This window comes from Brucella anthropi (genome assembly GCF_046630315.1).
In the GTDB taxonomy this organism is placed as follows: domain Bacteria; phylum Pseudomonadota; class Alphaproteobacteria; order Rhizobiales; family Rhizobiaceae; genus Brucella; species Brucella anthropi_A.
Window position 1 is genome coordinate 1 of the sequence record NZ_LQBD01000038.1, and the last position, 12880, is coordinate 12880.

Consider the following 12880-nt stretch of genomic DNA (forward strand, 5'->3'; position numbering starts at 1 on the left):
GGCCGGGGGTCGGGTTCGGGGTGTCGTCTGGTGTCTATGTCTGCGACAACATGACTCACAGCAAAGATGCGACAGGTTGACTCACTTCGCCCACGAATAAGGCGGTCACATCCCTAGCAATGATGTGACCGACTCTGATTTCATTAGCCTTTTTGTGCCTGCCCTGCACTATTCCCGGCACTAGCGCTTAAGTTTCTTGTTTAGCTCGCTGATTTGCGCGTCGATCTCGCCTTCAGACAACAATTCGCCGTGGGTTTCGTCGTCGGTTGGTGGCGCTTGATACTTGCCAAGCAAGCCTTCGATTTCCGCCAATGTGCGCGCCGCTTGCGCCTTTGCAGCGGCTGGCGCACTCACATCAAGACACACGCTCTTAAGCGTAGCTATCACTATATCTTTCAAACCCTGTGAGGAGGTTTTAAACCGGACATCTTCGCTGTCAGACATATTAACCCTCTGATTTTATTGATGAATTGGAGTTATCTAACACGACCCCTTTGACAGCCATTTGATAACTAGGTTAAATATTTGTTTTTATTATTGTTTTTGGAGTTATCAAACGCCTAGACACAATGCCGTGTCTTGATGTGTCTAGACACTTTTAGACATAGCTTCACGCATTGCCCGCAAGGCTTCGCGGTTTTCTTTATAGTTGGGATCATGGCGACCTGTCGGAACATATTCGCCGCGTTTCGCTGCAACTCCCGCCCCGCCATGGCGATAACAAACCTGCTGCCCACGCATTGCGACATCGTTGCAGTGCTTACACTTTGGGAGGTGCTGCAAATACGTCTTTGAGCGCACCGCAGCCAGCGCGAGCGGCACGCCATCTTCTTTCTTGCGTCCTGAGAAATTCGGCCCTTTTTGCTTCTTTGGTCGCGGCATGTGAATTTTTCCTGTCTGCTGTGTTTTATAGTGTTGTGTTTCAGAGCGAAACACGCTAGACACTACACAACATAACACAAACAAGACACAGGAGACACCACAATGAAACTTTCTAACGACGCTCGCACCGCCCTGAAAAACGCCATTTCCAGTCATCCGGCTTGGAACAACTACCGCCGCGACGTGCTAGGCGGCATGAATACCGGCAACATGACAAAGCAACAGTTGTTTGATGCTGCCGCTCAATTCGGAATTGATATTCATGCGCTCGCCGCTGCCGCAGACACTGCCGCCGCAAGCGCTGCCGCTTTCCCCATGGCAACCGCTGCTGCCGCCATAGCGGCCCAGAACACGCATGACGCTGTAATGGCCGAAACCGGCGACAAGGAAGCCGCGAAAGCTGCGGCAGAAAAAGCCGCAGCCGAAGCATTTGTAGCCGCAGACACAACAAAGGACGTACCTTTGCAGGACGATGAAACAAGCGAAACGCCTATCCTTGATAAAGCAATTGCTGACGCAAAAGGCGTCCTTGACCATGTGTCGCCTTTCCTTGGTGACAAGCTTCGCCAGCCGCTGGAAAACGCAATCGCGCATCTTGCCCTTGCTGCAAAAGACGAAGTTGCAAACGTTGTGCCTCTTGTCCCTGTTGCGCCGGGATCGCTGCCGCAGGCTAAACCTGTCTCGCAAGAAACAGCCGGAAAGCTGTTTGACGTTAAGTCCCCCACGCTGAAAAGCCGCAAAATCCGTGTCTGGGACGCAAAGGACGCGCCGCGTTCTGATAAAGACTTCGCTTTCGTTGACGACTTGCTTGAAGATATGCTTGTCGCCTTTGAACGTTGTGACACTGTTTGGCTGGCAGGCCCGAAAGGCACCGGCAAGACTTCCCTGCCTCGCGAGATTGCAGCACGGACAAAGCGCCCATGCGTCCGCATTGCACACCATCGCACGACAGAACCCGTTGAATTGATCGGCTCTATGTATCCGTCCGAAAATGGCGGCGTGGAGTGGAAAGACGGCGTTCTGACTGCCGCTATCCGTCGCGCTGGCACCATCATCATTCTGGACGAACCCACGTTCTGCCGTGCTGGCGTTCTGGCGCTTTACCAGACCTTGCTTGACCATCGGTTTTTGACGCTGGCAGAAAATGGCGGCGAAGTTGTTCCGGTTGCGCAAGGCGTCGTGTTTGTTATTGCAGACAACACGGCAGGCAATGGCGACAACACCGGGCGCTATGCCGATACAAACAGCATGAACGCCGCTTTCCTTGATCGCGCTGCGAAGATTTTGAAAGTTGATTATCTTCCACGCGCCAAGGAAATTGAAGTGTTGCAGGCAAAGACCGGATGCAATGTTGAAGCCGCTGAAACGATTGTCGATTTTGCTGCCAAGACACGCAAGGCGGGCGAACAGGGCGACATAACGGAAGGGCTTTCTTTCCGCCGCATGGTCGCGCTCGCAAACGATATTCAGGACGGCATTGCAGCCCGCCGCGCCTTTCAGAATTGCGTTCTCAACCATGCGCCAGCCGACGACGCAGTGGCATTAAATGAACTGGCAAAAGCGCACCTTGATTTCAAGAAACTGGACGGCGGAAAGCCGCAGCCAAGCAACAGCAAGGCCGCTTCGCAATTTGATCCCGTGTCGCTTTAAGCGACACGCAAACAAACCACGACAAACACGGGAAACACTGACATGACACTGGTTTATGATTATGTGGCTGGCGTAAAGACCGCTGCCGTTAAATCCTACATTGCTGCAACCGGCGACACTGCTACAGACTGGCGCATCAGCGTGGGCGATGTTGGTTCGACCGCAGCAATAGCGCACACAAAGAGCACGCACCCCGCAGCCCCGAATACGTTTCGTCTTGCGCTCCCTACCATGCCGCTTGATGGCAGGTTGACAAGGCAGGAAGTGGAACGGTTGACCGGCTATTGGTTGCATGAGGTTTTGGGCCATGCCGTGCAAACCGATTTCGATGCCTGGGACGAAGCTTTGAAGCTTGGTTTGAGCCGTGAAGTCAATTGCATCGAAGATGTGCGGATTGAGCGCGGCATAACCCAAAACCCGCACTATCCGAACGCAAAGCACTATCTCGAAACGCTTGTCGAAAGCATCGCCTACAAAGCGCAAAAAGACGGCTTTGACTGGAACAAGCCAACCGCGTTGCTATCCGCAATCGCCTATATCGGGCGTGTGGAATTGCTTGGTTACAATGTGCCGTCCCTTCCTGCCCTTTCCAGCCTGAGCAAGCCAATGCAAAATTCACTGCGCGCTATCTTCGCCGAAATCCAGAAATGCAGACACGGCAAGCCGGGAACATGGGACGTTCTCGACATTGCCAAGCGTCTGAAAAACGCGCTGCAATCCCTGCAACAGCAACAGCAGAATGCGCAAGGACAGGACGGCCAGCAAGGTGAAGGACAGGGCCAGCAAGGTGAAGGACAAGGCGAAGAACAATCGCAAGGAAACGCAAACGGCAAGGGCGACAAGAAACAGCAGGGTTCAGGCAGTGGGGCAGGAAACGGCTTTGACGATATGCTGGACACCGCGCCGCAAGACATTGCCGAACGGTTCAACATTACGGCCAGCGCCAGCAACCACGCCGCCAAAATTTCAAATTGGCGCGGTGAATATGAGAGTAAAATGCCGGTCCCTGATAGCCACCGGCAATCACTTCTAACCACATGTGGGCGAGACTATGCGGGGCTGAAAGCGCAATTGTCTGGCAGTGCAAAACTGCGTCTCGACATAAAAAACTTTGTGTCAGCGCCTGAGCGCGTTTCTTTTGAGCGATACCTTGAAGCCGGACGGCTTGACACGCGCCTTGCAGCGAAGATGCGCGCCGGTTCAACCCGCGTTTTCAAACGCAGGCAGGAAGATGAAGGCCAGAACGCAGCAGTAATGTTTCTTACGGATATTTCCCCCTCAATGTCCGGCGGGCAAGACGTTTCCGCCGCAGTGCTGGCAATTCACATGGTCGAAGCAATCGAGCAAGCGGGTTCGCCCGTATGTGTCGCGGCCTTCGATGACAGGACCGCGAAAGCTGATGCTCGCATTAGGATTGCGAAGCCGTTCAACAAACGGGCGCGGGCTTGCGCGTGGGAAATGGCGAATTTGGCTGACTTCAAATCGAACGGCACAAACATGAGTCCCGCCATTCTCCAAGCTGCCAAGCGTTTGAAAGCCGTCAACGCGACACGTCACATTCTATTTGTCTTGACCGATGGTGAATGCACCCACGGCAAAGGCACCACGAAACAATGTGCAAAGCTTGCCGAAGCTATGGGCGTTGAAGTTATCGGCTTCGGAGTTGGTTGCGACGTGCGCAGCGCCTTCCCTACTGCAATCCGCGTTTCCTCTGACATGAATGAGATAGCGCGCACCGGCCTTTCAGTACTGGCGAAAACCCTCAAGACAAAGCGCGCCGCATAGTCGCGCAAGGGGAAAGACATGAAACCTAGAACCGCTCACCGTGTGCTATCTTACGTCTGTTTCACTGCAATCATTTCCGGCGCGGGCATGATGGGACTTGATCTAACCGCCGTTTGTTTGGGTCTAATCTTCGCTCGCCTGATTGAACTGGAAATCTTGCTGGAATTTGGCAAAGAGTGAAAACAGCTAATCGATAAAGAAAGCCCGCCAAATGGCGGGCTTTTTGTTGGCGTCAGTTTGCCAGTCTTTGACCGGTCATACACTTCACATCTTGCGGCCTTGTCGCGGCCATTGCTGCACGCCTTTCCTGCTCATTGCGGCACATAGGCAGGCCCTGCAATGGCGTGTAGCCTTTACCCTGCATACACTGCATCATGAAGCGGAACCGTAAACCCTCGTTTGCATCAACCGTGTATTGCTGCGACGGAATATTGACCGCACCCACGCGATTGCATGTTGTTGTGTTGCCGAACGTGTTGCACTGGACAGTGCCGGGATTGTAATAGCCGCCAGTGCTTTGCACCGCCATGGCTTGCGGGATTGACCGGAAAGAGGCGATTTTGCATTGATCGAAATCAGCTTGCTTTGTCGCCATGGTCGCGCCCGGCTTGAACAGAAATGTATCGTTGCCGGTTTGACAGGCTGATAGCGCGACCAGCGCCGCGAGTGTTGCAAGTGTCTTTGCGTGTCCCAATTCCCCAACTCCGAAATATTGCCTATTGAAATATATGCGCGTCTAGGGACTCCCTGTCTAGAGGCGAGCCACCGGCAGCGTTAACAGCAGACAGATAATTGTTTTCAGGATTTTAGTAATGAATGGGCAAAACAGGAATTTTGCCAGGTGCTGGACAAGGCAAAAAGAAAGCCCGCTTTTTGGGAGCGGGCTTTTAGTACAGGAAACACCGCTGCTCGCGGCGTTACCAGACATATAGAACTAAGCCGTTGAAAACTCAAGGCACAATCTCAACACGCTGATTGAGGTCTTTGCCCCGGACATTGACGACTTTCCCAGACAGAACAAGCCTGCGCATCGCATTATCCAGCAACTGGCTGTCACTGTTCACGATGTCTTCAATCTCCATTGGTGGCGCGAGATTGTCCATCGCCCACCGGGGAACATATTTCGTGCGGCTGTTTGCATTGGAGCTAAGTTCGATGTTCCGCTTGTCGGCATCACGGATTGCATCAAGCAAATAGTCTTCCAGTGTCTGGTCAAGTTGGGCCTGCGGCATCGACGCCGCCAAGACAACAAAGACGCCGCGCTCCCACTTCAACGTGACGTAATCGCCATAGGAAGAATAGTTGGCCTTGTTCTTCACCAGCTTGTAGGTCAGGCCGTCATCGTTGCGGCGCATGCCGAGTTTCTGCCGCACCGATCCTTCCCATGCCGTGCTTCCCGAAGACAGGTTGTCGCTTTCCTTGTTGTTCTCCGACGCACGACTGGGGTGTGCCGTGAAGACAACCGCAGCTCCTGTCTCCTGCGCTAGCTTGACCAGCGCACCTTTCACGAACAGGTTAACCTTAAAGCGCTCATTTTCGTTGTCCGGGAATGTGTCGATGACGGTATCAACAATCACGACATCAAAGCCTTCCTTGACGATAATATCCCGCACGCCTTTCCAGAAATCGGTCAGCGTGCCTTTGTTGGTCTTGGGATCGATGTGCATCAAGGCGTTGTCGATGCTGCCGGTGCGGCTCCAATATCCCACGTTCTGGTCAAGCGTGCGCATGTCGGTGAGATAGTGCGAGTTGATTGCCTCCTGACGCCGCCAGACTTCCTCAATCTGGTCTTCACACGCCAAGACTAGCGTGCGTCCTTTCTTGGTCTTCAAGCCAAGGAAATCCACGCCAAGCGCGCGGCAAGTAGCCAGTTGCTGAAGCAAGAGAGATTTGCCGGTCCCTCCGGGAGCGTAGACAGAAGTAACTTCCCCTGCCGCAATCCAGCCGTCTACGATCCAGTCACGAGGTGGCGGGGATTTGCCGTCCCACTGTCTGGGATAGTGCAGAACAGTCGCCAAATTCATCTGGGCTTGCTTGGACGGCGGCACGGTCCCACCGCCTAGATCTACGGCAGAGAAGACATCTTTCGCGGCAGGCGCAGGTTCTGTCCAGCCGTTCTGTTTGGCTTCCCAGACAAGCGAGCCATATCCGACCTGCCCCCGGTTCGAGACACAGATGTCATTCTCCCACTTGTGCCGGGTGAAATGCTCGTTGTTCTTTGGACTGCGCTCGGAGAATTCTTCCCATATCTGAAAGGCTTCTTCCTGCCTGTCTTCAATGTCTCCGGCGCATGTCCTGATCGCGAAACCTACCTTCAGCCAGTCATCCCAGTGGCGATTTTCGTCATTGGGGATGTTGGCGACGATCTCCCGGATCAGTTTCCAATGTTCGTCCGTGACCGCACCTTGCGCAACAGCTTGCGCTTGCTGCTTGGAAGTGCCGGTAATCCTGATGTCGGTGCAGCCGGAACGCTCAAAGTGTTCCGCGATTTTCTCAATGGCGTTTTCGGCTGATGCGGCAGACACAACATCAAGATCGTCTGCGTATTTTTCCTTCCCGCTGACTGCGGCCAGGTATTCGGACCCGTCAGGGTGTTTTCCCAGAATAACAACCTGCTGTCCGTCAGCCAGAAGCTCCACGGCGATGTCTTCGCCGGATTGTGTCTTAGCCGAGACACGCATCTTGCGAAACTTTGGCTCGAATGGATCGAGGCGATAAATGATAGCGCGCTTTTCATAAATCCTGTTCGCAGCGGAGTCCCGGCGAAGCCGCAAAACACGGGTGGAACCGATGCTGTCTTCAAGGATCGTTTCGACCGCCGACACCAGAGCAGGAATGTTGATGTCGATGTCGAAAGTCGGGAAATAACCCGTGCGCAAACCAACATTGTTTTGCTGCATGTCCCAACGATCAATGTCCCTGTCTGTGACCTTGTGCGTCTCCCAGTCCGCGAAGATCGGCACCTTGCTGCCAGCACCAACCGCCACCAGCTCGTCACGGAAACCGAAATCGGCCATCCCCTTGAACTTCGTCATTGCGCCATCCCTTCCATGCGTATTTCCCGGCGGATCAATGCAAGTGCGTTGCGCTCTGCCCTGTAATCGCTTGCTGTTGCCGAGCAGACAGCAAAAGCCTTGCGACCTGCCGGGGTAGTCCAGAGTATTTTCCAGTGTTTCTTGCCTTTGGTGCATTCGTTGACGGTTCCGCCAACTCGCACGATCTCTTTCTGAATAGCTGTCGAAAGATCGCCCTTCATTTGCGATACCGATCCCCCACCCAACCGTCTGATGTGACCGGAAGGCCACCAGCCCAGACAGGCGGGGTGTTCATGATTGCGGCCATGCCGGATGCATCTTCATTTTCGTTGATGAGTTCGTCGTGCACAGACATAACGAGGCCCGGAATTTGAGCCTCAATGTTCACGGTGGCTTCGGCTTGCACGTCACGGGCTACGGCTTGCGTCCAGTTCTCAACCAGCTTTCCGCCATAGGTCCGCAGCCGTTCCCATTTGCGGCTGTACTGGTTGACGCCCATGTAGGTGATTTCAGGACCATATTTGCCCTGTTCAAGACGCGCATTGCGATAGACCAGATACCGACCTGAAGGCAGTTGAACCAACAGATGACCGCGCGTGCGGCCCACGTCCGACACGCCAACAACGATCTGTCGGCCTTTCGGGCCGATAGCCATTTTCCTGCCCGGATTGCGGATCGCCCAGACGCAAGCTTCTTGCGCTGTCTTCCAGTAACTAACGATAGCAGGGTTGTTCTGACGCCAGACTGTGACAGCATCCAGAGCTTCATCGGCTGAAAGATAGAGCCGGTACGTTCGAGCCGTGTCCTGAAACTTCGACCAGCCCATGCCAAAGCCGCAGGCCAACACAAGCACTTTGCCCAGTTGCCTGTCGTTCGATCCCATCTTCTGCGCGGTATAGACATACACATCCTCGCCGCGTGCGAAGACATCCAGAATGTCATCCTGCCCAGACAGCCAAGCCACTACGCGGGCTTCAATCTGGGACAAATCCTGCTGAAAGAATTTCTTGCCGGGAGCTGCGGCGAAACAACCGCGAATGATTGATGCAACCGCGTCCAGCGGATTGATGAACAAGCCGACTTCATCCGGCGTGGCATCCGCCAACACCATGTCTATGATTTCACTGACGCGCTTAGTCGTGGGACGTGGAAGGTTCTGCACCTGCACAAGACGGCCAGCCCAACGGCCCGTCCGGTTCGCTCCATAGTATTGAAGGAGTCCACGAACGCGCCCGTCTGCGCAGACACATGTCAGCATGGCATTCAGCTTGGATGTCGAGCTTTTCGCTGACGCCTGCCGCAGTTCCAGCACTTCACGGGCGACCGGCGTCAACGTGCCGGAAAGCGCTTCCTCGACCGCCTCTTTGGTCAGGGATGTGACGTGCGGGTTGTTCTCTTGCACAAATGCCAGAATGCGCGCTGTCTGCGTGCATGCCGTAGCTCTGCCGTTCGTGAGCTGGTTCATGCGCTTGTCCAGCTCGGTCTTCTCCCAGTCGGTGAAAGCCTTGAGCTTGTTGACCAGACGCATGTCGAGCATGACGCCACGCATGTTGATTGTCATGTCGGCTTCCCAGACACGTTGCTCTGCGTCTGGAAGATCGGGAATAGTCGCAGCGATAGCGCGTTCGGTGTCTACGTCATTCTCGCAGTACCGATAAAGGCCCGGCAAAAGCGAGGGATCGTCTTCGTGCCACCATGTGCCGCCCTGTCGAGGCTTGCAGAGTTTCTGCATGAGCTTATGACCGGCGCTGTCTTTCTGGACACGCGCGCCGCTGGCCTGTGCAGCCATATCGAGCGAGAGTGGCAGGCCCCAGTAAGCTGCCGCAGCCATCGTGTCTCGCATCTGTGAAATGAAAAGCTTCGGCCAACCAAACCGGGGCGCACAAATCCGCGTCCAGATTGCCAGCTCGAACATTGCATTCCAGGCGTGAACCTCGCCGCCGACTTTGACATGCTGACGAATTCTGTCTGGAAGCGGTTGGCCCTCTATCCAGATGTCGGTCGGCTCATTGTTGAACGCCCACGCCATGCAGAAAACCCCAGTGGAGGGGTCTTCCGCATAACGCCAAGCACCTGTCTTTTTCAGGTCGGCGGTGCTTCTCGTCTCGAAATCGATATAGAGCCGATCAGCCATGTTTCTTGCCGATCTGGCGCATCAAGACATCGATGTTCTCATAAAGATCATCGAAAGAGCCGCCGTTATAGAGCGTGAAATCGGCCAGTTCCTGCATGTTTCCCATTTCAGAAACATGCTCGCTGGACACACCGCGCAATTCCGCAGGGCGGTCAACGTAGACAACATAACCGCCCAGTTCGTGGATCGCTTTCACCTCGTTGGGAAAGCGCGTGCCTTCCTCCACGACCGAAAAACCGTCAGCCACATGCTGTTGAGCGCGAGCCGCCCAGTGCCGTGTCCACAGATCAGGATGGATCAGCCCCCGGCCCCACTCGGTGCCAAGCGTTTGCATAGCGTGTCTGGGTGTCTTGCCGCCGAGAACAGCCGCAGGTGTGTTCTTCAGAGTGCCTTCAAGTTGTTCGTCAGAAAGGCCAAACACCCGCAGCATGTCTTTCAAAGGCTTGCTGAAAGGCTCACGCTCGAAGCCGTATAACTCGACCAGCCGGGAAGCGACTTCTGTCTTGCCGGAACGCATAGGTCCGGCCAGTCCGATAATGACAGGAGACATGGTGCGCTCCCGTCAAAACGGTGTTTGATCGTAGAAACGAATGATCCAACTCGCGACATGCATCGCGAGATTGAACACCCAGACAATCGCGATAATCGCCCAAAACCGCGAACGAGTGCGGCGATATGCGTATAGCGAAAAGGTCAGGAACAGCAGTGAAAGCAGGGTGAGGATAATATCTAAAACCATGTCACAGCCCCCTGCCTGCGTTGAGGGTTTCGACTACGACCGAAAGTGTCTGCGAGACATCAAAGCCGAAGTCTTTCGTGTAGCCGATGAAGGTTGAGCCGTGGGCCGTCTGGCGAACGAATGTCACCTTCTTTGGATCGACCGCGACCAGCCTTTCAGGCTTGGTGTTGTCGATGTTGTATTGCGTAAAAGTCTTGAGCAGCGAGGCCATCTTTAAGTTTCCTGTATTGTTGAAGATGGACCGGCCCCCGTGAAACAAGGAAAACGGGGGCCGGTAGCCGCACGCCGAAAGGATGAAAAGCGTGCAGCGTGTGGCGATCAGAACGGGAAATCGCTGTCGCTATTGTTTGATGTGTCTGTCACATAAGCCGACACATCAGCATCACCAAACGCCTTGTGCGCAGCCGTGCGACCATCAAGGCGAGGCATGTCAAACTTGCCGATCTGGACGTTCTCAAGGCCAAAAGCCACGCCCTTGTTACCGGAGTTGTCATAGGCAAACGGCTTCACGCTGGCGCGTGCAAGCTGACCGGCCCAGATGTCGTTGGGATCAAGAATGTCTTCACGCGAAGGGCCAACGAGTCCCGGCGCTGTCTTCGTCCAGGCGTTGATGAAGATGTAGCCTTCTTCATATCCCGCATAGTCCTTTTCCGCTGCATCACGGAACGGGCTGCGAAGGTTGGATGGCATCTTGTTACCCCACTTTTCGCGGGCGCACTGCATGACGGCATCCTTCAGAATTTTGAACTCGTTGGAAGCCTGCGCCTGCTGATCGAAGACCAGCGTCAACGAATAGCGAGGGTCCGCACCTTCTGCCGGTGGACGCGGCGTGAACAGGTTCGGGAACGAAAGAATGCCGAAAGGCGTAATCAAAGCAGTCATGTGATCTTCTCCTAGTGTCTTGTCGTCCGGTGACTGCCGGGGTTTTCTACAGGTCTACATCTTCAAAGGTCGCCTGCGGGCCTGTAACTGCCGCAGGGCGACTGTCTGCGTCCGGGGCGAGCGTCGTCCCAGAGCTTTCAGCGGTGATGAATTGATCGAGGCCGATGTCAGAGAGCTTGCGCTTGTCGCGCTTCAAGATCATTTCGACTTGCGCGGGTGTCTTGATTTGTGGCGGCGTGTAAAAATCGTCGGTGACAATGTGATTAGCTTCAATGATTGTGCTTACAGCTTCTTCATCGGTCCATTTGCGGGTTGCCCGCTTCGGCACCAGTTTCCAGCCGTCGATCTTGTGGCCTTTCTCAATGGCTTCAGACACAACAGCGCGAACCTGAGACACCCACGAAGAAATCAGTTCGGCTTGTTCGAGGATCGCGCCCAGTTCTTCGAGCGGGATAAGGTTCGGGTTGGGTGGCGTTGCAGACACATCGTCAAACTGGGTGCGAGCAACCGTAAGCGCTTGCTTGCGAAGTGCCGGACATTGACCAGCGTGCGGACACCAGCGGCAATGCTGTCCTGTTTGATATGTTGTGTCTCCTGCAATAACCGACATTACCGCAGGCATAAGCACCGTGTCGGCCCAAACGAACAAATCAATCGTCGGGATCGTCCACGAACGCACCGGCCCATCCTTGTGCGGCGCACGGGGTTGCACGACTGTCATAGTGATGAACTTCGGCAAGACGTAACCCTGCTGCAAGGCATGCAAGACACCACCAAGACCATAATACATGAACTGCGTGTTGCCTTCCGCTTCCACGGGAACCCCCACGCCATGTTTGTAATCAACAACATGAAGGGTAGCACCGCAAAGCGCTAGGAAGTCGGAAGTACCAAACAAAGGAGTCGGGCATTTCTTGCCCTCCCGCTCCCAGAGAGCAGACAGCGAAACACCTTGTTCGATGTAGTAAACCCCGTATGGCAACCCTCGCACATGATCGAGATAAACTTGCACGGCGTCAGCCATTTCGGGGGTCACTTTGAACCCCTGAAAATCCAGACCAATGTAAAGGTCCGCGTCTTTACCTTCACGCAGACAGGTTTCAGCCAGGTCGTGCGCAGCCGTTCCTTCGGCAGCGTAGACACTACCCCGGCGTTGGGGTGCATCGGGGTGCATGGATAGCTCCCCCGACTTCGTGCAATTCAGCCAGATGTGTGAACCGCTGGCTGAAAGTATGGCGTGCGCACGCTCGCTCATGGCTCAACCCTGCTGGTCCTGAAGTTCCTTGACTTTCTGATAGAACGCCAAGCCGTCCGTTTCGGCGTCGATGTCGCGGAAGGTCTTCACGTTGAAGTCCTTCAGAAGCGCCATCACGGCGTCCTTCGCCTTGCCCGAATAAAGCTTCATGGCAATATCCATGGCTTCGTCGTAGGCTTTCTGCGGCGTCAGTTCGTCAACTTTCTTTTCGTCCTGCGGTTGTGGCAGCGCATCGGTCGGATCGCCGGTTTCTTCGACAGCCGCAGCTTCTTCCTTCTTCGGGGCGCGCTTGCCCTTCGGCTTGTCTTCTGACACGACAGGCTGGCCGTTCGTCACAGGAGAGACACCGCGGGACATAAGCTCTGCCAGCAATTCGTCGTCGGTGTAGCTTGCCAGACCCTTCGGCTGGTGCGCGGGATGTGCGTCACCCATAAAGCCTAGAGACATGGCATACAGTTGATCGCCCAGTTCATGAACGGTTTCACCGACTACTTTCAGGTTGAGTTCCATCGTTACAA

15 protein-coding genes are annotated in these 12880 nt (G+C 54.8%); 3 read left to right on the forward strand and 12 right to left on the reverse strand.

From position 1 onward, the window contains the following. Positions 1-180 precede the first annotated feature (180 nt). Complete coding sequence (locus AVM02_RS17605) at positions 181-444, reverse strand: hypothetical protein (protein WP_411508216.1); 264 nt, start codon at positions 442-444, stop codon at positions 181-183. Between the two features lie 144 nt (positions 445-588). Continuing rightward, complete coding sequence (locus AVM02_RS17610; RefSeq protein ID WP_411508217.1) at positions 589-882, reverse strand: hypothetical protein; 294 nt, start codon at positions 880-882, stop codon at positions 589-591. Between the two features lie 102 nt (positions 883-984). On the opposite strand from AVM02_RS17610, the gene AVM02_RS17615 reads away from it, so the two are divergent. Genes AVM02_RS17615 through AVM02_RS17625 form a run of 3 tightly spaced genes read left to right on the forward strand, consistent with a single transcriptional unit; the run spans position 985 to position 4497 of the window. Then, positions 985-2532, forward strand: coding sequence for an AAA family ATPase (locus AVM02_RS17615; protein WP_411508218.1), 1548 nt, complete (start codon positions 985-987; stop codon positions 2530-2532). A gap of 42 nt (positions 2533-2574) precedes the next feature. Beyond that, the gene (locus AVM02_RS17620; RefSeq protein ID WP_411508219.1) at positions 2575-4317 is read left to right on the forward strand and encodes a vWA domain-containing protein; all 1743 of its coding nucleotides are present in this window, start codon (positions 2575-2577) and stop codon (positions 4315-4317) included. A gap of 18 nt (positions 4318-4335) precedes the next feature. Beyond that, positions 4336-4497, forward strand: coding sequence for a hypothetical protein (locus AVM02_RS17625; RefSeq protein WP_411508220.1), 162 nt, complete (start codon positions 4336-4338; stop codon positions 4495-4497). Positions 4498-4549: 52 nt separating this feature from the next. Here the strand turns inward: AVM02_RS17625 and AVM02_RS17630 are convergent, their stop codons facing one another. The 10 genes from AVM02_RS17630 to AVM02_RS17675 all read right to left on the reverse strand — a co-directional run bounded on the left by AVM02_RS17630 (position 4550) and on the right by AVM02_RS17675 (position 12872). Continuing rightward, positions 4550-5011: a hypothetical protein gene (locus tag AVM02_RS17630; RefSeq protein WP_411508221.1), complete on the reverse strand. Its 462-nt coding sequence runs from the start codon at positions 5009-5011 to the stop codon at positions 4550-4552. Positions 5012-5267: 256 nt separating this feature from the next. Beyond that, positions 5268-7352 (reverse strand): AAA family ATPase, encoded by a 2085-nt coding sequence (locus tag AVM02_RS17635; protein WP_411508222.1) that lies wholly within the window; start codon positions 7350-7352, stop codon positions 5268-5270. Beyond that, complete coding sequence (locus AVM02_RS17640; RefSeq protein ID WP_411508223.1) at positions 7349-7573, reverse strand: hypothetical protein; 225 nt, start codon at positions 7571-7573, stop codon at positions 7349-7351. Before AVM02_RS17640 ends, AVM02_RS17635 begins: the two co-directional genes overlap by 4 nt. Continuing rightward, complete coding sequence (locus tag AVM02_RS17645) at positions 7570-9486, reverse strand: DNA polymerase (RefSeq protein ID WP_411508224.1); 1917 nt, start codon at positions 9484-9486, stop codon at positions 7570-7572. The genes AVM02_RS17640 and AVM02_RS17645 overlap by 4 nt, the downstream gene beginning before the upstream one ends. Further along, positions 9479-10036 (reverse strand): hypothetical protein, encoded by a 558-nt coding sequence (locus AVM02_RS17650; RefSeq protein WP_411508225.1) that lies wholly within the window; start codon positions 10034-10036, stop codon positions 9479-9481. Before AVM02_RS17650 ends, AVM02_RS17645 begins: the two co-directional genes overlap by 8 nt. A 12-nt stretch (positions 10037-10048) precedes the next feature. Further along, positions 10049-10225: a hypothetical protein gene (locus AVM02_RS17655; protein WP_411508226.1), complete on the reverse strand. Its 177-nt coding sequence runs from the start codon at positions 10223-10225 to the stop codon at positions 10049-10051. Position 10226: 1 nt separating this feature from the next. Continuing rightward, positions 10227-10436: a hypothetical protein gene (locus AVM02_RS17660; protein WP_411508227.1), complete on the reverse strand. Its 210-nt coding sequence runs from the start codon at positions 10434-10436 to the stop codon at positions 10227-10229. 107 nt (positions 10437-10543) lie between these two features. After that, the gene (locus AVM02_RS17665) at positions 10544-11107 is read right to left on the reverse strand and encodes an ssDNA-binding protein (RefSeq protein WP_411508228.1); all 564 of its coding nucleotides are present in this window, start codon (positions 11105-11107) and stop codon (positions 10544-10546) included. Positions 11108-11153: 46 nt separating this feature from the next. Beyond that, a complete protein-coding gene (locus AVM02_RS17670; protein ID WP_411508229.1) occupies positions 11154-12362 on the reverse strand; it encodes a DUF2800 domain-containing protein in 1209 nt (402 codons plus the stop codon). Positions 12363-12365: 3 nt separating this feature from the next. Further along, positions 12366-12872 (reverse strand): hypothetical protein, encoded by a 507-nt coding sequence (locus AVM02_RS17675; protein ID WP_411508230.1) that lies wholly within the window; start codon positions 12870-12872, stop codon positions 12366-12368. Positions 12873-12880: the final 8 nt, after the last annotated feature.

What these genes read in the sequence shown, in the direction of transcription:
- AVM02_RS17605 (WP_411508216.1), bottom strand. Translation starts at nt 444, where the DNA reads ATGTCTGACAGCGAAGATGTCCGGTTTAAAACCTCCTCACAGGGTTTG.
- AVM02_RS17610 (WP_411508217.1), bottom strand. Translation starts at nt 882, where the DNA reads ATGCCGCGACCAAAGAAGCAAAAAGGGCCGAATTTCTCAGGACGCAAG.
- AVM02_RS17615 (WP_411508218.1), top strand. Translation starts at nt 985, where the DNA reads ATGAAACTTTCTAACGACGCTCGCACCGCCCTGAAAAACGCCATTTCC.
- AVM02_RS17620 (WP_411508219.1), top strand. Translation starts at nt 2,575, where the DNA reads ATGACACTGGTTTATGATTATGTGGCTGGCGTAAAGACCGCTGCCGTT.
- AVM02_RS17625 (WP_411508220.1), top strand. Translation starts at nt 4,336, where the DNA reads ATGAAACCTAGAACCGCTCACCGTGTGCTATCTTACGTCTGTTTCACT.
- AVM02_RS17635 (WP_411508222.1), bottom strand. Translation starts at nt 7,352, where the DNA reads ATGACGAAGTTCAAGGGGATGGCCGATTTCGGTTTCCGTGACGAGCTG.
- AVM02_RS17640 (WP_411508223.1), bottom strand. Translation starts at nt 7,573, where the DNA reads ATGAAGGGCGATCTTTCGACAGCTATTCAGAAAGAGATCGTGCGAGTT.
- AVM02_RS17645 (WP_411508224.1), bottom strand. Translation starts at nt 9,486, where the DNA reads ATGGCTGATCGGCTCTATATCGATTTCGAGACGAGAAGCACCGCCGAC.
- AVM02_RS17650 (WP_411508225.1), bottom strand. Translation starts at nt 10,036, where the DNA reads ATGTCTCCTGTCATTATCGGACTGGCCGGACCTATGCGTTCCGGCAAG.
- AVM02_RS17655 (WP_411508226.1), bottom strand. Translation starts at nt 10,225, where the DNA reads ATGGTTTTAGATATTATCCTCACCCTGCTTTCACTGCTGTTCCTGACC.
- AVM02_RS17660 (WP_411508227.1), bottom strand. Translation starts at nt 10,436, where the DNA reads ATGGCCTCGCTGCTCAAGACTTTTACGCAATACAACATCGACAACACC.
- AVM02_RS17665 (WP_411508228.1), bottom strand. Translation starts at nt 11,107, where the DNA reads ATGACTGCTTTGATTACGCCTTTCGGCATTCTTTCGTTCCCGAACCTG.
- AVM02_RS17670 (WP_411508229.1), bottom strand. Translation starts at nt 12,362, where the DNA reads ATGAGCGAGCGTGCGCACGCCATACTTTCAGCCAGCGGTTCACACATC.
- AVM02_RS17675 (WP_411508230.1), bottom strand. Translation starts at nt 12,872, where the DNA reads ATGGAACTCAACCTGAAAGTAGTCGGTGAAACCGTTCATGAACTGGGC.